This is a genomic window from Microbacterium sp. Y356, assembly GCF_059445355.1.
Window position 1 is genome coordinate 241,408 of sequence record NZ_JCAIUE010000002.1, and the last position, 23,400, is coordinate 264,807.

At 63.8% G+C, this 23,400-nt stretch carries 23 protein-coding genes; 11 read left to right on the forward strand and 12 right to left on the reverse strand.

The window, feature by feature from the left end; all coding sequences use genetic code 11:
• Positions 1 to 62 precede the first annotated feature (62 nt).
• Both AC1C2Q_RS14850 and AC1C2Q_RS14855 read right to left on the reverse strand, forming a co-directional pair.
• On the reverse strand, positions 63 to 1,556 hold the full coding sequence (locus tag AC1C2Q_RS14850; RefSeq protein WP_495450853.1) for a sensor histidine kinase: 1,494 nt from the start codon (positions 1,554 to 1,556) through the stop codon (positions 63 to 65).
• Positions 1,557 to 1,561: 5 nt separating this feature from the next.
• Positions 1,562 to 2,290: a response regulator transcription factor gene (locus AC1C2Q_RS14855; protein WP_495432012.1), complete on the reverse strand. Its 729-nt coding sequence runs from the start codon at positions 2,288 to 2,290 to the stop codon at positions 1,562 to 1,564.
• A gap of 180 nt (positions 2,291 to 2,470) precedes the next feature.
• Between AC1C2Q_RS14855 and AC1C2Q_RS14860 the strand changes: the two genes are divergently transcribed.
• Together AC1C2Q_RS14860 and AC1C2Q_RS14865 are read left to right on the forward strand one after the other, a co-directional pair.
• Complete coding sequence (locus AC1C2Q_RS14860; protein ID WP_495450741.1) at positions 2,471 to 3,958, forward strand: ABC transporter permease; 1,488 nt, start codon at positions 2,471 to 2,473, stop codon at positions 3,956 to 3,958.
• A 26-nt stretch (positions 3,959 to 3,984) separates the two neighbouring features.
• A complete protein-coding gene (locus tag AC1C2Q_RS14865; RefSeq protein WP_495450742.1) occupies positions 3,985 to 4,713 on the forward strand; it encodes an ABC transporter ATP-binding protein in 729 nt (242 codons plus the stop codon).
• A 27-nt stretch (positions 4,714 to 4,740) separates the two neighbouring features.
• On the opposite strand, the gene AC1C2Q_RS14870 is transcribed toward AC1C2Q_RS14865, so the two are convergent.
• A complete protein-coding gene (locus AC1C2Q_RS14870; protein WP_495432015.1) occupies positions 4,741 to 5,499 on the reverse strand; it encodes a FadR/GntR family transcriptional regulator in 759 nt (252 codons plus the stop codon).
• 135 nt (positions 5,500 to 5,634) lie between these two features.
• Here AC1C2Q_RS14870 and AC1C2Q_RS14875 point away from each other — a divergent pair, with 135 nt between their 5' ends.
• The 7 genes from AC1C2Q_RS14875 to AC1C2Q_RS14905 all read left to right on the forward strand — a co-directional run bounded on the left by AC1C2Q_RS14875 (position 5,635) and on the right by AC1C2Q_RS14905 (position 13,024).
• Positions 5,635 to 6,945: an ABC transporter substrate-binding protein gene (locus AC1C2Q_RS14875; protein ID WP_495432016.1), complete on the forward strand. Its 1,311-nt coding sequence runs from the start codon at positions 5,635 to 5,637 to the stop codon at positions 6,943 to 6,945.
• A gap of 69 nt (positions 6,946 to 7,014) precedes the next feature.
• Positions 7,015 to 7,941, forward strand: a complete 927-nt coding sequence (locus AC1C2Q_RS14880; RefSeq protein ID WP_495450743.1) for a carbohydrate ABC transporter permease — start codon at positions 7,015 to 7,017, stop codon at positions 7,939 to 7,941.
• Entirely contained in the window at positions 7,938 to 8,837 is a 900-nt protein-coding gene (locus AC1C2Q_RS14885) for a carbohydrate ABC transporter permease (RefSeq protein ID WP_495432018.1), read from the forward strand. The genes AC1C2Q_RS14880 and AC1C2Q_RS14885 overlap by 4 nt, the downstream gene beginning before the upstream one ends.
• Before the next feature lie 8 nt (positions 8,838 to 8,845).
• On the forward strand, positions 8,846 to 9,997 hold the full coding sequence (gene dgoD, locus AC1C2Q_RS14890; RefSeq protein ID WP_495450744.1) for a galactonate dehydratase: 1,152 nt from the start codon (positions 8,846 to 8,848) through the stop codon (positions 9,995 to 9,997).
• Positions 9,998 to 10,007: 10 nt separating this feature from the next.
• On the forward strand, positions 10,008 to 10,655 hold the full coding sequence (locus tag AC1C2Q_RS14895) for a bifunctional 4-hydroxy-2-oxoglutarate aldolase/2-dehydro-3-deoxy-phosphogluconate aldolase (RefSeq protein WP_495450745.1): 648 nt from the start codon (positions 10,008 to 10,010) through the stop codon (positions 10,653 to 10,655).
• Positions 10,656 to 10,706: 51 nt separating this feature from the next.
• Complete coding sequence (locus AC1C2Q_RS14900; RefSeq protein ID WP_495450746.1) at positions 10,707 to 11,723, forward strand: alcohol dehydrogenase catalytic domain-containing protein; 1,017 nt, start codon at positions 10,707 to 10,709, stop codon at positions 11,721 to 11,723.
• Positions 11,724 to 11,785: 62 nt separating this feature from the next.
• Positions 11,786 to 13,024 carry an FAD-binding oxidoreductase gene (locus AC1C2Q_RS14905; RefSeq protein ID WP_495450747.1) on the forward strand — a complete coding sequence of 413 codons (1,239 nt, stop codon included), beginning with the start codon at positions 11,786 to 11,788 and terminating at the stop codon, positions 13,022 to 13,024.
• 119 nt (positions 13,025 to 13,143) lie between these two features.
• Here AC1C2Q_RS14905 and gnd read toward each other — a convergent pair whose 3' ends face one another.
• Both gnd and AC1C2Q_RS14915 read right to left on the reverse strand, forming a co-directional pair.
• Complete coding sequence (gene gnd, locus AC1C2Q_RS14910; protein ID WP_495450748.1) at positions 13,144 to 14,592, reverse strand: NADP-dependent phosphogluconate dehydrogenase; 1,449 nt, start codon at positions 14,590 to 14,592, stop codon at positions 13,144 to 13,146.
• Positions 14,593 to 14,730: 138 nt separating this feature from the next.
• On the reverse strand, positions 14,731 to 14,856 hold the full coding sequence (locus tag AC1C2Q_RS14915) for a hypothetical protein (protein WP_495432024.1): 126 nt from the start codon (positions 14,854 to 14,856) through the stop codon (positions 14,731 to 14,733).
• A gap of 224 nt (positions 14,857 to 15,080) precedes the next feature.
• Here AC1C2Q_RS14915 and AC1C2Q_RS14920 point away from each other — a divergent pair, with 224 nt between their 5' ends.
• Together AC1C2Q_RS14920 and pth are read left to right on the forward strand one after the other, a co-directional pair.
• Entirely contained in the window at positions 15,081 to 15,686 is a 606-nt protein-coding gene (locus AC1C2Q_RS14920) for a 50S ribosomal protein L25/general stress protein Ctc (RefSeq protein ID WP_495432025.1), read from the forward strand.
• Between the two features lie 87 nt (positions 15,687 to 15,773).
• Complete coding sequence (gene pth, locus AC1C2Q_RS14925) at positions 15,774 to 16,355, forward strand: aminoacyl-tRNA hydrolase (RefSeq protein WP_495432026.1); 582 nt, start codon at positions 15,774 to 15,776, stop codon at positions 16,353 to 16,355.
• Between the two features lie 23 nt (positions 16,356 to 16,378).
• On the opposite strand, the gene AC1C2Q_RS14930 is transcribed toward pth, so the two are convergent.
• From AC1C2Q_RS14930 to sdhA, 7 genes are all read right to left on the reverse strand, one after another.
• Positions 16,379 to 17,011, reverse strand: coding sequence for a hypothetical protein (locus tag AC1C2Q_RS14930; RefSeq protein ID WP_495450749.1), 633 nt, complete (start codon positions 17,009 to 17,011; stop codon positions 16,379 to 16,381).
• Between the two features lie 34 nt (positions 17,012 to 17,045).
• Complete coding sequence (trpS, locus tag AC1C2Q_RS14935; RefSeq protein ID WP_495450750.1) at positions 17,046 to 18,050, reverse strand: tryptophan--tRNA ligase; 1,005 nt, start codon at positions 18,048 to 18,050, stop codon at positions 17,046 to 17,048.
• Positions 18,051 to 18,101: 51 nt separating this feature from the next.
• Positions 18,102 to 18,629, reverse strand: a complete 528-nt coding sequence (locus tag AC1C2Q_RS14940; protein ID WP_495450751.1) for a hypothetical protein — start codon at positions 18,627 to 18,629, stop codon at positions 18,102 to 18,104.
• Between the two features lie 80 nt (positions 18,630 to 18,709).
• Positions 18,710 to 19,549 (reverse strand): exodeoxyribonuclease III, encoded by an 840-nt coding sequence (locus AC1C2Q_RS14945; protein ID WP_495450752.1) that lies wholly within the window; start codon positions 19,547 to 19,549, stop codon positions 18,710 to 18,712.
• 9 nt (positions 19,550 to 19,558) lie between these two features.
• On the reverse strand, positions 19,559 to 20,770 hold the full coding sequence (locus AC1C2Q_RS14950; RefSeq protein WP_495450753.1) for a YihY/virulence factor BrkB family protein: 1,212 nt from the start codon (positions 20,768 to 20,770) through the stop codon (positions 19,559 to 19,561).
• 55 nt (positions 20,771 to 20,825) lie between these two features.
• Entirely contained in the window at positions 20,826 to 21,587 is a 762-nt protein-coding gene (locus AC1C2Q_RS14955) for a succinate dehydrogenase iron-sulfur subunit (RefSeq protein ID WP_495432032.1), read from the reverse strand.
• A 2-nt stretch (positions 21,588 to 21,589) separates the two neighbouring features.
• Entirely contained in the window at positions 21,590 to 23,395 is a 1,806-nt protein-coding gene (gene sdhA, locus AC1C2Q_RS14960) for a succinate dehydrogenase flavoprotein subunit (RefSeq protein ID WP_495450754.1), read from the reverse strand.
• Positions 23,396 to 23,400 lie beyond the last annotated feature (5 nt).

Genomic DNA, 23,400 nt, shown 5'->3' on the forward strand with positions numbered 1-23,400 from the left:
CGTCGGCCCCTGCCTCCCGCGGTGAGGGGACTGGGGCCGCACCGAGACCCAGGCCAGCCGGGCTACGCCGACGCGGAGGGCACCGGCGTCAGCGGGAACCGGACGGTGAAGGCGGTGTCTCCGGGCTTGGACTCCACCGTGATCTCTCCGTGGTGGCCCTCGACGATGGCCTTGACGATCGCGAGTCCGAGGCCGGTGCCACCGGTTTGGCGGGCGCGTGAGCTGTCTCCCCTGGCGAAACGAGCGAACAGCTCATCACGTACCTGAGGATCGATGCCCGGGCCATCATCGTGCACGCGAATCACGGCTTCGTCGTTCTCTCGCGCCACGCTCAGGGTGATCTCGGTGCCGGCAGGTGTGTGGGTGCGGGCGTTGGCGAGCAGGTTCGCGACGACCTGATGCAGTCGCCCTGCATCGCCGAGCATGGTCACCGGCTCCTCTGGAACATCGATGCTCCAGTGATGATCCGGAGCAGTGGGGCGTGCATCGGCCAGACCCTCCAGGGCAAGCTGGGTGAGATCGACTGTGCCGTGCACGAGTTCCTGACCCTCATCTAGGCGAGCCAGCAGCAGCAGGTCCTCAACGAGTCGGGTCATCCGCAGCGACTGTGCCTGAATGCGCTCCAGTGCCATCTGGGCAGTTTCTGGCAACGCGCGATCCCGCAGCGAGAGCTCGGAATACCCGCGGATGGATGCCAGAGGGGTACGCAGTTCATGGCTCGCGTCCGCGACGAATCGACGCATCCGCTCTTCGTTGTTCTGGCGTGACGCCAGGGAGTCGTTGACGTGATCGAGCAGCGTGTTGAGCGACGCGCCCACGAGTCCGATCTCCGTGCGCGGATCTGCCTCAGTTTCGGGCACGCGCTCGGTGATGGTGACCTCGCCGCGATCGAGCGGCTGATTCGCCACGCGGGTCGCCGTTGCGGCCACCGCGCGCAACGGGCGCAGGCTCATGCGAATCGTGACGGTCGTCGTGATGGCGAGCAGGATCAGGCCACCCAGGGTCGCCAGCGTGATGACCGTCAGTAGCTGCGCCAACGTGCTCTGGATATTGTCACGAGGAAGACCAGTGACGACGTTGATCGTGGGGAAGAGCTTCGTGACTTGCGTCTGCGTCACGAAGAGCTGATAGGACTCGCCACCGGGGAGCGTAATCGTGCCGGTGCCGCGTCCGGCCAGTGCCTTGTCGATGGCACCGAGTTGGGAGTTCGTCAGATCAGTGAGGGCGCCTGAACCGTCGACCACGACGCCGCTGGCGCCGCCGTCCGGCATCCAGAAGGCCAGCAGCATCCCGGTCGCAGGCGGAGCGACGTTCTCCATTGTTGAACGCGCCGTGAGCGAAGTATTCGTGACCGTGGCATAGCCAGCGGTCTGTGTGACGAGACTCGTCGTACGACCGGAGAGCGAGCGCACCTGCTCCGTGAGCTGACCCTCCAACGCCTGGCCGAGCGTCGCGCTCGTGATGACCGCGACGATGATGAGGATGAGCGACACGAACCCGATCACAGCGGCCATCAGCCGCGCCTGCAGGGTCAACGGGCGTCGCGGCATCCTCATTGAAGTCACTGCGGGGCCTTGATCATGTACCCGACGCCGCGGACGGTGTGCAGCAACGGCGTGCGCCCGGCGTCGATCTTCTTGCGGAGGTAAGAGATGTACAGCTCGACGACCGAGGACTTGCCGCCGAAGTCGTAACTCCACACTCGGTCGAGAATCTGCGCCTTGGAGAGCACCCGGCGCTCGTTGCGCATGAGGTAGCGGAGTAGCTCGAACTCAGTAGCGGTCAGCTCGATCTCGGTGCCATCGCGTTCGACTTCGTGGCTGTCCTCGTTCAGCGTGAGGTCACCAACGCGCAGAATCGACTGGCCGTCATCGCTGGTGGCAAGCCCGGTGCGGCGAATGATCGCACGCAGACGCGCAATGACCTCCTCCAGGCTGAAAGGCTTGGTGACGTAGTCGTCGCCGCCGGCGGTGAGACCAGCGATGCGATCGCCGACGGCATCCTTCGCGGTGAGGAAGAGCACTGGCACGAAGTTGCCCGATTCGCGGAGGCGTCGCAGCACGCTCATGCCGTCGAGGTCGGGCATCATGATGTCGAGCACGAGGGCATCGGGCTCGAATTCGCGCGCGACCTGAAGTGCTTCCAGACCCGAGGATGCCGTGCGCACCTCCCACCCTTCCATACGAAGCGCCATGGCGAGCAGGTCGGTGAGCATCTGCTCATCGTCTACGGCGAGGATGCGCAGGGGCGAGCCGTCGGGGCGGCGCAGTTCAGGCTGGTCGTTGGGCATGACACCATTCTGGGCAATCTCCTATGTGATTGCTATGGAATCCGCTATGCGTGATCTGTGAATCTCAGTACTGATGTGAATCAGTGCTCATACGAATCTCATCACCCGGTCATCACGCGTCCAAATGCACGATGCATAACTTCGAATTCAGTCGTGGATGGCCGCGGACGAAGGAGAGAGATGTACGGAAGATATCTCCGGCGAGAACTCGCCGGACGAAAGAAACAGACGGTGATCGTCGCTGTGGGTCTCGCCGTGGCGATCGCGCTGGTGATCGTCGTCAACGCGCTGACCGCAGGTGTGCGCGATGCGCAGGCACAGGCGCTGGAGTCGGTATATGGGGTGGGGACAGACCTGACGGTCACCGGTGCCGCATTCGAACCAGGCGAGGGAGGCGGGCGCCAGTTCGACTTCGATTCGGATGCCGGAGCGAGCACCGACGACACCACCACGATCAGCCAGTCGCAGCTCACCACCGAGATGATGCGCAGCACTCTGGAAGGATCGGTTCTCGACGACATACGCGCGACCGATGGTGTCGGCGCTGCAGCCGCAGCTCTCAGCCTGACCAACTCGACATTTTCTGGCGAGTTGCCCACTGGCGGTTTCGGTGGGCAGGGCGACCAAAGCGACCTTGGTGCAATGCCCGGCGAAGGACAGAGCCCGCCGAGCGGTGGCCCTGATGGTGCCGGAGGAAGCTCTTTCGACATCGACTCGTTCACGGTGCTCGGGATCGATCCGGCAGGCTCGGCAATCGGCCCGCTCGCCTCCGTCGAGGTCAGCGCTGGTCGTGGCTTCGATGCCGACGACTCAGGGGCGCTCGTCGCTCTGGTCGATGGCTCTTATGCGACCACGAACGAGATCGCCGTGGGCGATGTCATCGACGTCGCCGGCTCTGAGCTTGAGGTCGTCGGCCTGATCACTTCGACGTCGGATGCCGCGGACACCGCAGCCAACGTCTACCTGCCGCTGGATACCGCGCAGACTCTTGCCGGAGTCGACGACGTGATCTCGACGGTCTATGTCCAGGCGGAATCTTCGTCGGCAATCGACGCTCTGCAGACCACTCTTGCGGACGATCTTCCGGATGCGACGGTGAGCTCGCAGTCCGAGCTTGCCTCCACTGTGTCCGGCTCGCTGACCAGCGCAACCTCGATGATCACGAACCTCGGCACATGGCTGTCTATCATCGTGCTCGGCGTCGCGCTGCTGATGGCCGTGCTGTTCACGATTTCCGGTGTCTCGCGTCGCACACGAGAGTTCGGCACGCTGAAGTCGATCGGCTGGTCCAACAGTCGTGTCGTGCGACAGGTCGCCGGAGAATCGATGGTGCAGGGCCTCATCGGTGGTATCGGCGGACTCATCCTCGGGGTGGTGGGCATCGTCGTGATCAACATCATCCAGCCCACGATCTCTGCCGCAGCGAGCTCTACCACTGAGGGTATGCGCGGACCAGGCGGCGGAGGCATGGGCGGACCGACCGGTGGTGGCGGGGGCATGTTCCAAACGACTGAGGCCGTGGACATCGTGCTCAATGCGCCGTTCACGCCTGTGGTGATTCTGGCGGCCGTGGGCATCGCTGTGCTCGGAGGACTCCTCGCCGGTGCGTTTGGTGGTTGGCGCGCTGCTCGTCTGAGCCCCGCTGAAGCACTTCGTTCGGTCGCGTGAGCGCCGACATGTCTGGAGGAGAAGCAATGACCGTCACTGACACGATCACGCATGAAGCGGATGCTGCGCCGCGGCCCGATGCCATCTACCGGCTGAAGGATGTCACCCGCACCTACACACAGAAGAACCGGGTGATCAAGGCGCTCGCGGGTGTGGATCTGGAGATTCGCGCCGGAGAGTTCGTCACGATTCAAGGACCGACCGGAGGTGGCAAGTCCACCCTGCTGCAGTTGCTTGGGGCGCTAGACCGGCCCAGTAGCGGTTCGCTGCGGCTGGGTGAAACTGAGCTGGCATCCGCATCCGCGACGGAGCTGAACCGACTGCGCTCGGAGGAGATCGGATTCGTCTTCCAGGGGTTCAACCTGATCCCGACGCTCACGGCGTCGGAGAACGTGAACATGGCGTTGGAGATGATGAAGCTCGACAAAGCTGAGCGGCTGCGCCGAGTCGAGGAGGCTCTGGTTCACGTGGGCCTCGCCGATCGTGGTGACCACCTGCCATCAGAGCTCTCCGGCGGTCAGCAGCAGCGCGTCGCCATCGCTCGGGCGATCATCAAGCGCCCGAAGGTGCTGCTGGCGGACGAGCCGACCGGAAATCTCGATGAGAGCATGCGAGACGAGATTCTGGTGCTTCTGGAGGGGTTGTGCGCCGAAGGGATCACGATGATCATCGTGACCCACGACTCTGCGGTTGCTCGTCGGGCCACGCGGCGACTGCGCTTGGCAAAGGGAACAGTGACCGACATCACGAAGTGACCGTGGCGAGGTCCCGATCGGCGGCACTCAGCCGATGATCGGGATCTCGTTGTCCCAGATGGAGCTCATCTCGGTGAGCGTGCGATCCATGATCGCGACCATGGAGGCGGCTGCCTTATCCGCATTTCCGGTCTGGATCGCGGTAGCGATGTCTACATGCATTTGCAGAGCTTCGGATGCCGGGAACTGCGGCATCAGGTTGTACTGTGAGCGCCCGGTGAGTACCTCGGCGACGAGGTGATGCAGCTGTGCGAACATCTCGTTGCCGCTCATCGTGAGGACGAGGGAGTGGAACTCCTTGTCGAGGTTCAGGAAGCCTGCGACATCGCCTGCTTTGCCGGCAGCCCACAGCCGTCCGGCGAGACCCATGAGGTCGCTGGCCTGATTCAGCGGGGCGCGCATCGCAGCCATTCGGGCTGCGGCGGGTTCGATCGCTCCGCGCAGTTCGGTGAGCGAACGCAGCTGTGAGACGCGACTGGGGCCCGCGAGGCGCCAGCGGATGACCTGAAGGTCGTAGACGTTCCATTGAGTCAGCGGCAGCACGCGCAAGCCCACACGCCGCTTCGGTGTGATGAGCCCCAGAGCCTCGAGCGCACGCAGGGCTTCGCGAACCACAGATCGCGAGACCTGGAAGCGAGCTTCAAGCGACTCGGTCGTGAATGTTGTCTCGGGTCCGATCGCACCTGAACAGATCTCGCGACCGAGTGTGTCGAGAACGAGATTGCGGAGGTCGCCTTTCACCACTGAACCTTTGGGGTCGGTGGTGGGTGCAATTTCGGTGTTCATGGCTAGATCTTATCTTTTTGGTCACATGGGTTGATAAGTATGACTTGTGGGAACTATCTTGACCACTGAGCAGATGTAACGGAACACCTGCACCAGGAGCATTCGCGATGACGCGCGGCTCAGGATGGAGTCACAGTGAAGTACGGATCCAAGACCGCACGCTTCCTCGCGGCGGCAACAACAGCAGTGGTCGCTGGCGCACTCGTCAGCTGCAGCTCGGGCTCGGACATCGATGCGAGTGAAGGCATCGAAGGCGAGACCATTCGCGTTACCCTTGCGAACCACGTGTGGACGGAATCGCTCAAGGACCTGATCCCTGAGTTCGAAGAGGAGACCGGAGCCACAGTCGAGATCTCACAGCTCGCCGAAGACCAGCTCTCCGACCAGTACAACGTCAAGCTCAACGCAGGAACCGATGAGATCGACGTCCTGATGTACCGCCCGCTGCAGGAGAACAAGCTGTTCGCCAGCAATGGCTATCTCTCTGACATCACCGAAGAGGTCGAGGCCGACGCCGACTGGGACTGGTCAGACTTCCAGTCTGGGCCCGCGTCACTGACCACCTACGAGGACGAGGTCGTCGGAGTTCCGATCATCACCGAGCGCACGGTGCTGTACTACCGCAAAGACCTCCTGGAGGAGGCCGGACTTGAAGTCCCGGCCACGCTCGAGGAACTCGATGCGGCAGCAGCTGCCATCCACGAGCTGCACCCCGACGTCGCCGGCTACATCGGCCGCACGGGAAAATCAGCCGCGGTGACCCAGTTCAGCGCGTTCCTGTTCAGTTCGGGCGGCAAGTGGATCAACGAGGACGGCACCTCCGCGATCAACAGCGATGAGGCACGTGGTGCATACCAGTACTACGGTGACCTCATCCGCAACCACACGGATGCCACGATTAACCCGGAGATGAGCTGGGCTGAGGCGTTCGCCGTCTTCCAGCAGGGCCAGGCCGCTTTCATCGCGGATGCGGACAGCCTCTACAAGAACATGACTGACCCGACTCAGTCGACGGTCTCTGACCAGGTGGGCTTCGCGGCCTTCCCCGAGGGATCCGCTGGCTCCAAGCCATACAACGTGGCGGCGTGGGCACTCGCGATCAACGAAACCAGCGAGAACCAGTCCGCGGCGTGGCAGTTCATCCAATGGGCGACGTCGAAGGAGGTCACCCTGGAGATGTCGAAACTCGGAGTCATGGGCGCTCGCACCTCGGTGTGGGATGACCCCGACGCGACAGCTGACTACCCGGCCGAACTTGTCGAAGCGATCAAGATCAACGGCGCGAACGGCGTCGGCGAGGATCGCCCGCTGGTGATCCAGGTCGCTCAGGCCCGCGAGATCGTCGGCGATCCGATTGTCATCGCCATCTCCGGAGGCGATGTGGATGCTGCGGCCGATTCCGCGAACACGGCGTTCGACGAATTCCTCCTCGAAGACGCCGAGTAACCACTCCGAGTCCGTCGTCGCCCCGGTGAATCACCGGGGCGACGACGGCCGATCCTCACGGAAGTACTCATGACTGCACTTCAGACTCCCGACCAGGTCGGGACAGGGGAGCGCTTCAGTCGCTGGGCCAATCGGCACCGAAAGTGGCTGTTCGCTGGACCCTCCATCGCGTTCACCGTTCTCCTGCTCGCCATCCCGTTGGGGTGGACACTCTTCCTCAGCTTCACCGATTCGAAGCGGTCTGTCCGCCGGGACTTTGATTTCATCGGCGTGAACAACTACGTCGAGGCACTCACCGACACCGAGCGCTTTTGGCCCGCGGTCTGGCGTACCTTCGCCTTCACCGGTGGCGCGCTCTTCTTCGAGTTGATTCTCGGAATGATCATCGCCCTCCTGCTGTGGAAGCCATTCCGCGGTCAGGGTGTCGTCCGAACGATCATCCTGCTTCCCCTAGTGGCGACACCGGTCGCGGTCGGCATGATGTGGCGACTGCTCTTCGAGCCGAACATCGGCTTCATCAACGAGATGCTCGGCTGGGTCGGAATTCCCCCTCAACCGTGGCTGGCGGATCCTGCCACGTCGTTGGCGACGCTGACTTTCGTCGACATCTGGCAGTGGACGCCGATGGTGACGCTCATCCTGTTGGCCGGGCTTACCGGCCTCTCCGAGGAGCCTCAGGAGGCCGCGAAGGTCGACGGCGCGAACGGTTGGCAGCGCTTCTGGTACGTCATCGTTCCGCTGATGCGTCCGGTGATCATCGCGGCGGTTCTGCTGCGCGGTATCGACGCGTTGAAGACCTTCGACATCCTCTATGCCACCAAGGGCAAGGGCGGTGGTGCGTTCCACGATGTGGAGACGCTCAACGTCTACGCCTACGGCCTGAGCTTCGACTACAACGAGTACGGACTGGCGTCAGCGGTGCTGATCTTGTTCTTCCTGCTCATCCTGGCCGTGATCTGGGTTCTCCAGATGCAGAGAAAGGGCAAGGAGTCATGAGCGCACTCAACCATGACACTCAGGCCGATACCCGGACGCTCGTCACCGGCGGCGCAAAGCCGCGGCCGCGTCGGCGCAAGAAGGCCCGCTGGGGCACAGTCGGCCGGTTCGTCGGCCTTGCCCTCATCGTGCTCGCATTCCTCGGTCCGATCGTATGGATGGTGCTGGCGAGCTTCAAATACAACGTGCAGATCTACGATCCGACCAAGGCGCTCATCTTCGACCCGACGCTGGACAACTACGGAACGGTGTTCGACCCGCGTCGCGGCAACTACCTGGTCTACATCTGGAACTCGTTCTTCGTCGCCTTCATGGCGACTGCGCTCTCGCTGGTGCTTGCAGTTCCTGCCGCGTACGCCATGAGCCGGTTCATCATGAACAAGTCGTCCATGGTCGTATTGCTGGCCCGCATCATTCCCGGTGTCAGTCTGCTGGTGCCCTGGTACTTCATCTTCGCGCAGCTGAAGCTGACGGGCGGGTACGCACCACTGATCCTGTCGCACATGTTCGTGTCACTACCGCTGATCCTCTACATCATGATGTCTTTCTTCGATCAGCTGCCAGAAGAGTTGGAGGAGTCGGCGCAGGTGGACGGGCTCACAGCGATCGGCGCGTTCTTCCGGATCACGCTGCCGCTTTCGGTGCCAGGTATCGCAACGGCCACGATCTTGTCGTTCATCTTCTCGTGGAACAACTTCATGTTCGCCCTCGTGCTCTCCGGCAACTCCACGAAGACACTGCCGGTGGCGATCTTCGACTTCATCGGCTACGCGTCGATCGACTGGGGTGCGCTGATGGCGGCATCCGTCGTGGTGACGACGCCCATCATGCTGATCGCCCTGTTCACGCAGCGCTACATCGTCAGCGGGCTCACCGCCGGCGCCACCAAGGGGTGAGGCCTGATATGACCGTCACCATCGCTCGCGTCGAGTCCTTCCCTGTTGCGCCGCGCTGGCTGTTCGTGCGTATCGAGACAAGTGATGGCCTCGTCGGCTGGGGCGAGGCTTCGCTGGAGGGTTATGCCGATGTCGTGCGTGCGGCCGTCGACCAGTTCGCCGAGTACCTCTTGGGGCGTGACCCAGGACTGATCGAGGACCACTGGCAGGTGCTCACCAAGAGCCAGTTCTACCGTGGCGGCGCGGTGCTCGCCAGTGCCGTCGCCGGCGTCGATCAGGCGCTGTGGGACCTCAAAGGCAAGAGACTCGGCGTCCCTGTGCACGATCTGCTCGGCGGTGCCGTTCGCGACCGCATCCGAGCGTACGGCTGGGTCGGCGGCGATGACCCGGCCGAAGTGGCTGATCACATCTCCGAACAGCTCGAGGTCGGACTCACCGCGGTGAAGATGAACGCCTCGGGCAAGATGAGCCGCAACGGCTCGGTCGCCGAGCTTGACGGCGTCGTCTCGCGAGTCGCCATGGCACGGGAGGTGCTCGGGCCGGATCGCGATGTCGCGGTCGATCTGCACGGGCGGTTCACGCTCGCCACCGCTCGTCGCTTGGCGCCGCTGCTGGAGCCGCTGCATCCATTCTTCCTCGAGGAGCCAGTTGTTCCCGAGAACTCGCACGCCATTGCGCGGATTGTGGATGCCACGACGATTCCGATTGCGACGGGGGAGCGGCTGTACAGCAGGCAGGAGTTTCTCCCCGTGCTGCAGGCCGGAATTGCGATTGCACAGCCAGATCTCTCGCACGCCGGAGGAATCTCCGAGGTGCGTCGCATCGCCGCGCTCGCTGAGACATTCGACGTCTCGCTCGCACCGCATTGCCCCCTGGGTCCGCTTGCGCTCGCCGCGTGTCTGCAGGTGGGTTTCGCGACGCCGAACTACCTCATCCAGGAGCAGTCGATCGGCATCCACTACAACCAGGGCGCTGAGGTGCTCGACTATGTTGTCGACACGGCGCCGCTGAAGTTCGTCGATGGCAGCTTCGAGCGGTTGACTGGTGCAGGTCTCGGAATCGAGATCGACGAGAAGGCCGTACGGGATGCCGCATCTCGCTGGGAGACGTGGCAGAACCCGATCTGGCGGCACACGGATGGATCGGTGGCGGAATGGTGAGCACAGGATCATGAGCACAGTGGATAACGCGCAGTTGCGCGAACGGATCGCCTCTGACCGGCTGGTGGCGATTCTGCGGGGTACCGACGTGGATGCGACCGTGGCCGCTGCGCGCACGCTGATCGCCTCGGGCGTGACGACGCTGGAGATCACGCTCACGCTGGCGGATGCCGAAGAGGCGATCGCTCAGATCGTGTCGGATGCCCCGGCAGAAGCTCTTATCGGTGCAGGAACAGTTCTCACCGAGGCAGACACCGACCGTGCGGTCGCGGCCGGTGCTCAGTTCATCGTGACGCCGACGCTCACAGCATCCGTCGAGTACGCGATTGCGCAGAACATCGGCGTGCTCCCTGGCGTCTACACACCCACCGAGATTCAGCGCGGAATGGATCTGGGGGCGGCAGCGGTGAAGCTGTTCCCCGCGGCTACACTCGGCGCCGGATTCATCCAGGCGGTGCGCGATCCCTTCCCGGATGCCAGGATCATCCCCGTCGGGGGTGTGTACGTCGAGACGATCGGGTCATTCCTCGCGGCAGGTGCCTTCGGGTTTGGTGTCGGCAGCCCTCTCGTTGGAGATGCTGCCCGCCCCGGCGGTGACCTCAAAGCCCTCGCCGCGCGCGCCTCCGCGTTCCGCGCTGCCATCGATACGTCCTCCTGAAAAACCGGCACGCCGATGGCACCGTCCATGACTGGTGAAAGGTCGCAACCGATGAACACCATGCCTGCCGTGATTAAGCGTGGTCCCGGCGTCGAGGGTATCGAGATCGGCGAGGTCGATGTTCCGGTCGCTGGTGCAGGACAGGTCGTCATCGATGTCCTCGCGACCGGCATCTGTGGCACTGACGTGCACGTCGCCCATGACGAGTACGACCACGAGCGGCCGGTCGTCATGGGCCACGAAGTTCTCGGCGTTGTTTCCTCGGTCGGCTCCGAGGTGGATGCCTCCTGGCTCGGCGCAAAAGTGGCAATGGAGACGTATTTCGCTGCGTGCGAGGAGTGTGACATGTGCCGCGCCGGGCGCCGCAATCTGTGCGTGGATCGCCGTTCGATCGGCTCATTCCGAAACGGTGGGTTTGCCACGCAATTGCTGATGCCTGTCATCAACCTGCACCGGATGCCGGCGACGCCGGGAGAACTCGACGGAGTGCTCAGCGAACCACTCGCCTGCGTCGCCCAGTGTCTGCTCGATCCGCCGGTCGTGCAACCGGGGGACCGCGTTCTCGTCACCGGGCCTGGGGCGATGGGACAGCTCGCAGCACAAGTGGCGAAAGCCTCCGGGGGCATCGTTACACTCTCCGGGCTCCCCGCCGACGCCGCACGTCTGGCCGTCGCCGCAGATCTCGGCATCGGAACCACGACCGAAACGCCGGAGACTGACTCCTTCGATGTCGTCATCGAATGCTCCGGGTCTGCCCCGGGAGCAGCCAACGCGCTGCGTGCTGCGCGCCGGGGCGCACGCTACGTGCAGGTGGGGATATTCGGACGCGAGGTTACGCTGCCGTTCGACATCGTTTTGTACAAAGAGCTCACCGTTTCCAGCGGCTTCGCATCCACGCCGACCTCGTGGCGCGCGGCGATGAGGCTGATCGCCGCGGGTGACGTCGTGCTGACGCCACTGATCACCAAACAGGTGCCGTTGAAGGAGTTCTTCGATGCGCTGAATGCCGCCGCCCGCGGTGAGGGTTTGAAGACCGTGGTGGTACCGGGGAACGCGACAGTTCGCTGACGGCGAAGGGCGGATTCTCCCGATTCGACCACTGTGTCGGTGGCCGTCGCTAGCGTGAGCGCATGACAAAAAGCCAACTCACAGTACTTCCGGCGACACCGGAGGATGTCGCCGCCCTGGTGCGACGTGCGCGCCAGGAAACTCTCACGATCACGGTCGTATCCGGCGGTCATGGGCCTTGGTCGCATGACGCGCCGGACGGCATGCGGATCGATCTCACCGGACTCGCGGACGTTCACGTTGAAGGATCCACCGTGCATATCGGTGGTGGGGCGACGTGGGGCGCAGTCGCCACGACGCTCGCGGATGCCGGGCTGGCAATCAGCTCAGGTGACACCGCCAGCGTCGGCGTTGGCGGGTTGACGCTCGGCGGCGGAATCGGCTGGATGGTGCGCAGCTGGGGGCTCGCAGTCGATCAGTTGATCGGCGCCCAACTCGTGACGGCGGCCGGCGAGATCATCGAGGTCGGAGCAGGCGAGAACGCCGAGCTGTTCTGGGCGCTGAAGGGCGGCGGCGGCAACTTCGGCATCGTCACACGTTTCGATTTTGCGGCACATCCGCTTTCCGGCATCGCCTACGGGGAGTATGTGATCGGCGGGGATGCAGGAGCCACGCTGCGCGCGACGCGCGATCTGATGCGCACGGCCGCGCGCGAGCTGACGGTCACCTATATGGATGTTCCGGCGATGGATCCGAGCGCGCCGGCTGGCGCGCGTCTGGCCGCGGTCTGGGCAGGGGAAGACGCGGATGCGCTGCGATCAGCACTCGCGCCGGTGGCAGCACTGGATGGTATCGATGCCACCGTGACAACTCCGGCATACCGCGAGATCCTGCTCCAGATGCCTGAGCCGGAGGCCGGGGAAGATGCGCCTGCCCCTCCCGGGTTCCTGGGAGGTAATGGCCTCTATGCCGAGCTCGACGATGACCTCATCGATCGGTTGGTGGCGTTCCGCGGCGCGTATCCGGCATCGGTCGTGTTCTTGCGCTCACTCGGGGGAGCATTCGCGGACGTGCCGCAGGAGGCGACGCCTTTCCCCGCGAGGTCGGCGACGTGGTTCGTGATGGCGGGCGGATTCGACATTCCCGGCATGATCGATGACGACACCCGTGCAGCGATCCTTGCGGACTGGCGAGAGATCGAATCCGGTCGCCTGGCCGAGTACGGAAACTTCGCCGACACGGAGCGTCCGGCGGCAGTGTCGGGGATGTTCTCGGCCGCGGCTTTCGAGCGGCTACGCACAGTAAAAGCGGCATGGGATCCGCACAATGTGTTCCGGCGAAACCACAACATCGTCGCATGACGCGTGTCACGTCCTGATAGAGGAGTCGCCTGATAGACGACTCACCTGAAAGACGACTCACCTGAAAGACGAAGGGCTGGCAACCGCGAGGTTGCCAGCCCTTCGTCGTGCACAAACGATCAGTGCGTGTCTTCTGCCTCGATCTCGGTGCGGTCGCCCGACCACAGCGTGTGGAAGGTGCCTTCCTTGTCGATGCGCTTGTAGGTGTGTGCGCCGAAGAAATCGCGCTGGCCCTGCACAAGGGCTGCCGGCAGTCGGTCGGCGCGGATGCCGTCGTAGTACGCGAGCGATGACGAGAATGCCGGCGAGGGGATACCCGCCTCGGTTGCGGCGATCACGACGCGGCGCCATGAGGCCTGACCGCGGGTCAGCGCTTCGGCGAAGTACGGTGCCACCGCGAGCACCGGAAGATCCGGGTTCTCGGCGTAGGCGTCGGCGATGGGATTGAGGAACTGTGCGCGGATGATGCAGCCGCCGCGCCAGATCTTGCTGATCGCACCGAGGTCGATCTGCCAGTCGTACTCGGCAGCTCCAGCGCGGATCTCGTCGAACCCTTGCGAGTAGGCGATGATCTTCGATGCGAACAGTGCCAGGCGCACGTCCTCGATGAATGCCTCGGTGTCCTCGACCTCGAACTCTTCCTCCGGGCCGGGCAGGGCGGCAGCTGCCGCGCGCTGCTCAGGGTGTGAAGACAGTGAACGAGCGAACGTCGCCTCGGCAATGCCGGAGACCGGGACGCCGAGGGAAAGTGCAGTCTGCACTGTCCAGGCGCCGGTGCCCTTGGCGCCAGCCTGGTCGACGATGATGTCGACGAGCGGCTTGCCCGTTTCAGCGTCGACCTGGCGGAGAACCTCGGCGGTGATCTCGATCAGGTACGACTCGAGCTCGCCCTTGTTCCACTCGGCGAAGACATCGGCGATCTCCGCGGGGGTCTTGCCGGTGCCGCGGCGAATGAGGTCGTACGCCTCAGCGATGAGCTGCATGTCGGCGTACTCAATGCCGTTGTGCACCATCTTGACGAAGTGTCCGGCGCCGTCGTGACCGACGTGCGTGACACACGGTTCGCCTTCGGCGACCGCTGCGATGGACTTCAGGATCGGGCCGAGCGTGATCCAGGACTCATCCGATCCGCCGGGCATGATGCTCGGGCCGAGGAGAGCACCTTCTTCGCCGCCGGAGATACCGGCACCGACGAAGTTGATTCCGGTCTCGCGGACGGCCTTTTCTCGACGGATCGTGTCGGGGAAGTACGCGTTCCCACCATCGACGATGATGTCACCCGGCTCGAAGACCGAGGCCAGCGAATTGATCACCGCATCGGTCGGCCCGCCAGCCTTGACCATGATGATCGCGGTGCGCGGCTTCTGCAGGGAGTCGGCGAACTCCTGATAGGTGGATGCCGCAACGAAGCCGGCCTCCGGGTGCTCATCGAGAACGGTCTGCGTCTTCGCGTAGCTTCGGTTGAAGATCGCCACGGTGTTGCCCTCGCGGCTGGCGAGGTTGCGGGCGAGATTCGAACCCATGACGGCGAGTCCGACGACTCCGATGTTCGCTGATGCTTCGGGCACAGACTTCTCCTCGGTCGTGAAGTGGGGATGCTCTCAGATTATCCCCGTGGGCGGCACGCGTGCGCGCATGTGTCGCGAGATGCCATTTGTTGGCGTGACGCGCAGGCGTTGCGCTGCCGCTGGGGTCAGTCGCTGCGGTCAGTCCTTGCGGTAGCTGGTGCGCCCCATCGAGAACAACGCGCCGATCGTGAAGACAGTGGCGCAGAGCGTCATAGCGCCGATGAGCCAGAGGATGGCGTGTGAGAGGAAAGCGCCGTCGAGCATGCCGGACTCCAAGTTCTGCGTGGGGAAAAGACCTGAGTATCAGCCTACCCGGTCATCCGGTACGATAGAGGAGTTCCTCGGCGAGGGATGCTTCGCGTGCGCGGCATCCGTGATCGACGCGGCGAATGCAAGTCTCGTGGCTTCTTCGTGCGTCTGCGTCCGAGAATCTGACAATTAGACCACCACGCGGTGAGCAGTTCGTCGCGTGCCCCGAAGGAGAATTCATGTCTGAGGACACCAAGGTCCACGCTGAGGTTCGTGAGCAGTTCGGCAAGGGCTTCGCCCGCCGTCTGCGCGCCGCCGGCAAGATCCCCGCCGTCATCTACGGTCACGGCACCGAGCCCGTGCACGTGGCGCTGCCCGGCCACCAGGTCTCGCTCATCATCCGCCGTGCGAACGCACTGCTTGAGCTCGACATCGAAGGCAAGGGTCAGCTCGCACTTGTCAAGGATGTGCAGCGCGATCCGGTACGCCAGATCATCGAGCACATCGACCTCCTGGTCGTGCGGAAGGGTGAGAAGGTTCAGGTCGAGGTTCCGGTCTTCACCACCGGTGAATCCTTCGCCGGCACGAGTGTCACCCTCGAGGTCACGTCGGTCAAGCTTGAGGTCGAGGCGACGCACATCCCCCAGAACCTCGAGATTTCTGTCGAGGGTCTCGAAGAGGGCGCGCACATCACCGCAAGCGACGTTGTGCTCCCCAAGGGCGCGACTCTGCTCGACGACCCCGAGCTGCTGATCGTCGCCGTCTACGTCCCCGCAGCCGAGGTGGCCGCGGACGATGCCGCCGCCGAGCCGGCTGCTCCGGCCGCTGAGGCTGCTGCGGAGTAATTCACCCGCACTTCGTGCACAGAGGGGACGCGAGCGCATCGCGTCCCCTCTGTCGTATGCTGACGACGTTCGAAAGGCGAGAGACGCATGGCTGACACCTGGCTGATCGTGGGACTGGGCAACCCCGGCCCCCGCTACGAGACAACCCGGCACAACGTCGGCCAGCTCGTCGTGGATGAGCTCGCGGCACGCCGCAGCGAGAGCTTCCGCGAGCACAAGGGTGGTGCACGCGTCGTCGAGACCTGGTTGCGGCCAGGGGGAGACAAACTCGTGCTCGCCAAGCCGAACTCCTTCATGAACGTCTCCGGCACGCCTGTGGCAGCTCTCACCCGCTTCTATTCCGTGCCACCAGAGCGCACGGTCGTCATTCACGATGAACTCGATATTCCCTTTGACACCGTGAAGCTCAAGGTCGGCGGTGGGCATGGTGGACACAACGGCGTGCGAGACGTCGCACGTGCGATCAGTACCGCCGACTTCCCGCGCGTACGCGTCGGCATCGGTCGCCCACCAGGGCGTCAAGACCCTGCCGACTGGGTGCTGTCACCGTTCGGAAAGGTCGAGCGCGAGACTCTGGGGATTCTCGTCTCCGACGCCGCGGATGCCGTTGAACTGCTCGTCGCTGAGGGGCTGCTGGCCGCTCAACAGAAGCACCATGCCCCGCGCTGAGCGCGAGGCATGGCTGAACGACTTCAAGACCCGTACAACGAGATAGCGCCGGTGCCGGCACCCGCGCTGAGCGCGATGAAGAGCACGATGAAGAAGATTATGGGCGCCAGGACACCCAGGACCAGCGCGGCGATGCCCGGTCCTCGGCCCTGCCGCTTCACGGTGGCCATGATCCCGAGAACGATCGCAGCGATGCCAGCGATCGTGCCGACCCAGAACCCGATCTCGCCCAGCAGCACATGCTCGCGCACGGGGGCGAGGAATGAGAGGTCGTTGGCACTGGTATCGACCTGCTGCATGACCGAGGGCAGTGCAACGCCGATCTGATATCCGGCGATGCCGGCGAAGATGGGCGTGACGACCGCGGCCACAAGCGACAGCACCAGCGCAACGATCCCGAGGACCGCCGACTTCGACTGAGCAGCCTCCGGTGCCTGATAACTGCCTACCGGGGCGCTGTAGCCGCCTACTGGAGCCGAATACGCTCCGGGAGGCGTCTGGTACCCGGGTGCAGCCGGCACCTGGTAGCCGGGTGCCGGTGCCGGTCCGGGCTGGTACCCGGGCGAAGGTGCCGGGGCCGGCTGGTATCCGGGCGCGGGCGGTACCGGCGGCACTGAGCCATTAGGCGCGGACGGCGGAAGCTGCGGATCAGTCACGCCCTAATCCTAGGGTGCCCCGTCGATCCAGTCTTCAGACGCGGCGGAGCAGACCGACCTTGTCGTACACGTCGGCGAGCGTTTGGTCAGCGACGGCATCCGCGCGTGCGGCGTTTGCGGCGAGGATGCGGTCTAGCTCGGCGGGGTCATCAAGCAACTCAAGAGCGCGGGCGCGCACCGGCTCGAATTCCGAGACGACGACCTCGGCGAGGCCCTTCTTGAAGTCGCCGTATCCGCGACCTGCATATTCATCTTCGATCGAAGCCACCTGACGGCCGCTCAGGGCAGCATAGATGGTCAGCATGTTCGAGACGCCGGGCTTGTTTTCGCGGTCGAAGCGGACGCTGCCCTCATTGTCGGTGACGGCACGCATGATCTTTTTCGCCGACTTCGCTGGGTCATCCAGCATCCACAGCACCCCTGCGTCGCTCTCTGCGGACTTTGACATCTTCGAGGTCGGGTTCTGCAGGTCGTAGATGCGCGCGGTGTCCTTCTGGATCACGGGCATCGGCACGACGAACGTCTCGCCGAATCGCGAGTTGAAGCGCTCCGCGAGGTCGCGGGTGAGCTCGACGTGCTGCTTCTGGTCGTCACCGACCGGCACGATGTCGGTCTGATAAAGCAGGATGTCGGCTGCCATCAGCACCGGGTAGGTGAACAGACCCACGCTTGTGGCATCCGTGCCGTAGCGGGCCGATTTGTCCTTGAACTGGGTCATCCTGCTCGCTTCGCCGAAACCGGTGACGGTGCTGAGGATCCAGGCGAGTTCGGCGTGAGCGCGCACGTGTGACTGCACGTACAGCGTCGATTTCGAAGGCTCGATCCCCGCGGCGATGTACTGCGCGGCCGTACGGCGCGTCTTCTCACGAAGTTCGGCCGGGTCATTCGGCTGAGTGAGCGCGTGCAGGTCTACGACGGAGAAGTACGCGTCGTAGGCGTTCTGCAGATCTCGCCACTGCAGGAGAGCACCGATGTAGTTACCGATCTGGAGAGAATCGGCGGAGGGCTGCATTCCTGAGTAAAGGCGAGGTCTCGTCACGGTATCAATCCTAGGGTGATGCTGGAGAGAGCGCTGCGCTGCTGACAGGCTTCACCGCGTGAGGGCGCTCGGCAGTAGCTGCGAGCGAAGACGCCACGAGTAGACCGCGACAGCCAGAGTCGTCGCCGCGTAGAGGACGCTCGCCTGCAACACGTAAGCGGGATAGTGGATGATCCACGGTGACTGGCTCTGGTCTGCGAGGTGAGCCGGGTTGTCGCTCACGTAAGGCACGAGCGCCCCCACGGCGTAACCGATGATCTGCCCCGCCACGTAGATCCCTGCTCCTGCCGCAAGCGTGACTACCGCCCCGCCGCGGCGCTGCTGCCAGACGGCGCGGGCCGAACGCAACGCGGTCCGTGGCTCCCATGATCCGCGCACGGGACCGAACCAAGCAGCCATTATCGGCCCGCACACGAACGCCCCGATGAGCAGAAGAGCAAGGAGAGCGGTGCCGACGAGCAGTAGTTGCTCATCGCCGGCCCGACTGCGCATGAGCTGCGGTACCAGCAGTAGGGCGAGGATCGGAAGGCAGCCGATGAGGCAGCCCATCCAAATGCGCAGAAACGATCTGGTGTTCATGCATTCAGCGTGACGGCACGGCAATGCTCGGCCCACCCGGAAAACCCTCGGAGTAGTTACGGAAACCCGTTGCTCGCAGCTCAGTATGAGTAATCCACGACGACGGGTGCGTGATCGCTCCAGCGCTCTGCATAGGCTGCGGCGCGCGCGACGCTGTATGCCTGCACCCGCTCCGCAAGCGTCGGCGACACGAGGTGGTAGTCGATTCGCCAGCCCGTGTCGTTGTCGAACGCCTGGCCCCGCGCCGACCACCAGGTGTAGGGCCCTTCGATCTCACCGTGGAATCGACGGCCAACGTCTACCCATCCGAGTCCGGTGCCGACTGTGCCGTCGACACCCGTGACCTCGGTGCCTGCTTCACCGAGGAAGCGGTCGAAGTACGCGCGCTCCCGGGGAAGGAACCCGGCTTTCTTGCGATTGCCTCGCCAATTCTTGATGTCGAGTTCGCGGTGCCCAACATTGAGATCGCCAGTGACGACAGCGAGAGCGTCGCCCTGCCCAAGCTCACTCAGCCGGGGTCCGAAGGCTTCGAGGAACTTCCACTTCTCATCCTGCTTCGGCGTGTCTACTTCGCCCGAGTGCACATAGGCGCTGACGACGGTCAACGACCGGTCGCCGAGCATGAAGTCACCCTCGATCCAGCGACCTTTGGAATCGAAGTCATCTGCGCCGAACGCGGTGCGGCTTGCTAGCGCGGGCGTGCGGCTTGCGATGGCGACGCCTGCGCGGCCCTTGGCCGTGGCCTCATCGTGAATGATGTGCCAGCCCGGGAGTGCGGCCTCCAGGTGTTCGTCCTGCCCGCGCACCTCTTGCAGCGTCAGAACGTCGACATCTGCCGTGTCGAGCCACGTGCTCATTCCGTTGCGAGCCGACGCCCGGATTCCGTTGACATTGACCGAAGCTACGCGCAGATGGGGCATGCATCCAGCCTATCGAGCACCTCGGACATCGCCTTCCGAGCGCGTGGGATCTGTGAGCAGCCGCCGGGTCGGTGGAGCCTCCGCAGTCGTGAGGTCGGGCGGATTCGCGACGAGATTTGCGAGCTCAGACATCGCCGCATTCACTGCTCTTCTCGCGCCCCAGGCGCGATACCAGGGCGCGTCGCTCTGCGCTTCGCGCGCCTCACGCAGGCGAATGCGTGCGTCCAGAAGCAGAGCTTGATACTCGGCCGCGATGCGTTCGGCTTCGCTCTGTTGCAGCAGAGGCAGATCGCGATCCTGTGCGGAGATGGCGATCCACGCCGAAGCCACCAGCATGACCACGCCGTTGACGCGGAACCAGAGCAGTAGACCGATGAAGATCGCGAAGGTGGCGAGGAGGGGATTGGTCGGTGTGTAGCTCAGCAGGAAGCCCACACCGAACTGCAGGACGGTCATGGCTCCACCACCGAGGAGCGCGCCCGGCCAAATTGTTCGCCACCTTAGAGAGGTCCCGGTGAGGAAACGCACCATCGTGGCAAGCGCGGCCGAGAGCAGGACGAACGAAATGAGGATGGTGCCGATGCGGATGAGCAGGTTCACAGTGCCGGAGCCTGCGTCCCAACCCAGCAGCCTGAGGAGCCAGCTCAGTGTGGCCGCACTGGCGTAGCTGAGCGCTGAGCCCACGAGCAGAGACACTCCGAAGATGAGGGCGGCGAGCAGATCGCGCGCCTTGAGCAGCACGTAACTGCGCCGGTCAGGGGGAAGCCCGAACATGTCGCGCACAGCGCGTCGAGAAAACGTCACCCAACCGATGGCTGTCCAGATGACCGCACCCAGTGCAATCAGACCGGTGATGCTGAGTACTCCGGTAGTGTTCGTGGCGATGTCGTGGGCCTGCTCGGGTGTGACCACTCCGTGTGGGGGCTCGCTGATCAAGTTCGGGATATAGCTGTTGATCACGCCGATCAGCGCGTCGACGGCATCGGCGCTACCGCCCAGCCAGAGACCAGCAATCGCGAACGCGAGATAAACGGCCGCGAAAATTGCGAAAAGTGCCTGATAGCTGACTCCTGCGGCGAGCAGGAAGCCGTTGTTCTGCAGGAAGTGTCGCCACACCCGCACAGGGAACAGTCCAAGAGTGCGCTTCGTCAGCGCGGTCGCGCGCTCAACCGCGACGCCCAGGCGACCGGCCTCGATTGCATCGGCCTCAGAATCAGACACGCCCCCACCCTATCCAGGGTGGGGGCGTGTCGAAGACAGAAAAACCTGTTGAGAGTCAGCGACGTCCGCGCAGAACGGCCTGCTTGACCTCCGCGATCGCCTTGGTGACCTCGATGCCACGCGGGCACGCCTCCGAGCAGTTGAAGGTCGTACGGCAGCGCCATACGCCTTCCTTGTCGTTGAGGATGTCCAAGCGCACATCGGCGTTGTCGTCACGCGAGTCGAAGATGAAGCGGTGCGCGTTGACGATGGCAGCGGGGCCGAAGTACTGCCCGTCGGTCCAGAACACTGGGCACGAAGAGGTGCACGCGGCGCACAGGATGCACTTGGTGGTGTCGTCGAAGATCGCGCGATCTGCGATCGACTGCACGCGCTCCTTGCCCTTCTCCGGGATGGAGCCTGCAACGAGGAACGGCTGCACTTCGCGGAAAGAGGCGAAGAACGGCTCCATGTCGACGATGAGGTCCTTCTCCAGAGGCAGCCCCTTGATGGCCTCAACGTAGATCGGCTTGGAGATGTCGAGGTCCTTGATCAGCGTCTTGCAGGCCAGACGGTTGCGACCGTTGATGCGCATGGCATCCGAACCGCAGATACCGTGTGCGCAGGATCGACGGAATGACAGCGAACCGTCGACCTCCCACTTGATCTTGTGCAGCGCGTCGAGCACGCGGTCGGTCGCGTACAGCTCGACGTCGTAGTCCACCCAGCGCGGCTCTTCGTCGGTCTCGGGGTCAAACCGGCGCACGATAAACGTGACCAGGAAAGATTCGATGGCAGGTTCTGCGGCAGCGGGAGCTTCTGCAACGGCGTTCGACATGCTTAGTACTTCCTCTCCATCGGTTGGTAGCGGGTCATGACGACGGGCTTCCAATCGAGCTTGATGTGGTCGGCCGGTGTCGACGAGTGCGGGTCACCGGTCAGATAGGCCATCGTGTGCTTCATGTAGTTCTCGTCGTCGCGCTTGGGGAAGTCGTCGCGCATGTGACCGCCACGGCTCTCCTCGCGGTTCTGCGCGGCGTAGACGACGACCTCGGCGATGTCGAGCAGGAAGCCCAGCTCGATAGCCTCGAGCAGATCGGTGTTGAACCGCTTGCCCTTGTCGTCGACGTAGACGTTCTTGTAGCGCTCGCGCAGCTCCTTGATGACGCCGAGCACGTGCTCGAGCGAATCGTGGGTGCGGAACACCTGAGCACCGAGATCCATCTCGTCCTGCAGCTTCTTACGCAGGACCGCGACGCGTTCGGTGCCGTTGCTGGTGCGCACGTTTTCGAGCAGTCCGGAGACGAAGGCAGCGGGGTTCTCGGGGAGAGGCACGAACTCTGCAGTCTTGGCATACGCGACGGCGTTGTTACCGGCACGCTTTCCGAAGACGTTGATGTCGAGAAGCGAGTTCGTGCCCAGCCGGTTCGAGCCGTGCACCGAGACGCAGGCGCACTCGCCAGCGGCGTAGAGGCCGGGAACAACCGTGTTGTTATCGGCCAGCACCTCAGCGTTGTTGTTAGTGGGGATACCGCCCATGGCGTAGTGCGCGGTCGGCATCACTGGCACAGGGTCGGTGACCGGGTCGACACCCAGGTAGGTGCGTGCGAACTCGGTGATATCGGGAAGCTTGGTCTCCAGCACCTCGGCACCGAGGTGGGTGCAGTCCAGGTAGACGTAGTCCTTGTTCGGGCCGGCGCCGCGGCCGTCGAGCACCTCTTGCACCATGGACCGGGCCACGATGTCACGCGGTGCGAGGTCCTTGATGGTGGGGGCGTAGCGCTCCATGAAGCGCTCACCGGATGCGTTGCGCAGGATCGCGCCCTCACCGCGGGCGCCCTCTGTGAGGAGGATGCCGAGGCCGGCGAGGCCGGTCGGGTGGAACTGGAAGAACTCCATGTCCTCGAGCGGGAGGTTCTTGCGCCAGATGATGCCGACGCCGTCACCGGTGAGGGTGTGGGCGTTGGAAGTGGTCTTGTAGATCTTGCCGAAGCCACCGGTCGCGAAGATCACGGCCTTCGACTGGAAGACGTGCAACTCGCCGGTGGAGAGGTCGTATGCGACGACGCCTGCGACCTGCGTGCTGCCGTCCTCGGCCTTGACCGTGATCAGGTCGAGAACATAGAACTCGTTGAAGAAGTTGATGCCGAGGCGGACGCAGTTCTGGAACAGTGTCTGCAGGATCATGTGGCCGGTGCGGTCTGCGGCGTAGCACGCACGGCGCACTGGCGCCTTGCCGTGCTCAGACGTGTGACCGCCGAAACGACGCTGGTCGATCTTGCCCTCTGGCGTGCGGTTGAAGGGCAGGCCCATGTTCTCGAGGTCGATGACTGCGTCGATGGCCTCCTTGGCGAGGATTTCGGCAGCATCCTGATCGACGAGATAATCGCCGCCCTTGACGGTGTCGAAAGTGTGCCACTCCCAGTTGTCTTCCTCAACGTTCGCGAGGGCCGCAGCCATGCCGCCCTGCGCCGCACCGGTGTGCGAGCGAGTCGGATAGAGCTTGGAGATCACGGCCGTCTTCGCCCCTGGGCCCGCTTCGATTGCAGCGCGCATGCCGGCCCCACCGGCGCCGACGATGACAACGTCGAACTGGTGGTAATGAATGCCGTCACGGACGACGGAATCCTGCGTCTCAGTAGTCACTTCTC

Coding starts and splice junctions, on each gene's coding strand:
- AC1C2Q_RS14945 (WP_495450752.1), bottom strand. CDS start 19,549: ATGCCCCATCTGCGCGTAGCTTCGGTCAATGTCAACGGAATCCGGGCG.
- AC1C2Q_RS14900 (WP_495450746.1), top strand. CDS start 10,707: ATGAACACCATGCCTGCCGTGATTAAGCGTGGTCCCGGCGTCGAGGGT.
- AC1C2Q_RS14920 (WP_495432025.1), top strand. CDS start 15,081: ATGTCTGAGGACACCAAGGTCCACGCTGAGGTTCGTGAGCAGTTCGGC.
- pth (WP_495432026.1), top strand. CDS start 15,774: ATGGCTGACACCTGGCTGATCGTGGGACTGGGCAACCCCGGCCCCCGC.
- AC1C2Q_RS14915 (WP_495432024.1), bottom strand. CDS start 14,856: ATGCTCGACGGCGCTTTCCTCTCACACGCCATCCTCTGGCTCATCGGC.
- dgoD (WP_495450744.1), top strand. CDS start 8,846: ATGACCGTCACCATCGCTCGCGTCGAGTCCTTCCCTGTTGCGCCGCGC.
- AC1C2Q_RS14860 (WP_495450741.1), top strand. CDS start 2,471: ATGTACGGAAGATATCTCCGGCGAGAACTCGCCGGACGAAAGAAACAG.
- AC1C2Q_RS14865 (WP_495450742.1), top strand. CDS start 3,985: ATGACCGTCACTGACACGATCACGCATGAAGCGGATGCTGCGCCGCGG.
- AC1C2Q_RS14885 (WP_495432018.1), top strand. CDS start 7,938: ATGAGCGCACTCAACCATGACACTCAGGCCGATACCCGGACGCTCGTC.
- AC1C2Q_RS14850 (WP_495450853.1), bottom strand. CDS start 1,556: ATGAGGATGCCGCGACGCCCGTTGACCCTGCAGGCGCGGCTGATGGCC.
- AC1C2Q_RS14855 (WP_495432012.1), bottom strand. CDS start 2,290: ATGCCCAACGACCAGCCTGAACTGCGCCGCCCCGACGGCTCGCCCCTG.
- AC1C2Q_RS14895 (WP_495450745.1), top strand. CDS start 10,008: ATGAGCACAGTGGATAACGCGCAGTTGCGCGAACGGATCGCCTCTGAC.
- AC1C2Q_RS14870 (WP_495432015.1), bottom strand. CDS start 5,499: ATGAACACCGAAATTGCACCCACCACCGACCCCAAAGGTTCAGTGGTG.
- AC1C2Q_RS14880 (WP_495450743.1), top strand. CDS start 7,015: ATGACTGCACTTCAGACTCCCGACCAGGTCGGGACAGGGGAGCGCTTC.
- AC1C2Q_RS14940 (WP_495450751.1), bottom strand. CDS start 18,629: ATGAACACCAGATCGTTTCTGCGCATTTGGATGGGCTGCCTCATCGGC.
- AC1C2Q_RS14905 (WP_495450747.1), top strand. CDS start 11,786: ATGACAAAAAGCCAACTCACAGTACTTCCGGCGACACCGGAGGATGTC.
- AC1C2Q_RS14955 (WP_495432032.1), bottom strand. CDS start 21,587: ATGTCGAACGCCGTTGCAGAAGCTCCCGCTGCCGCAGAACCTGCCATC.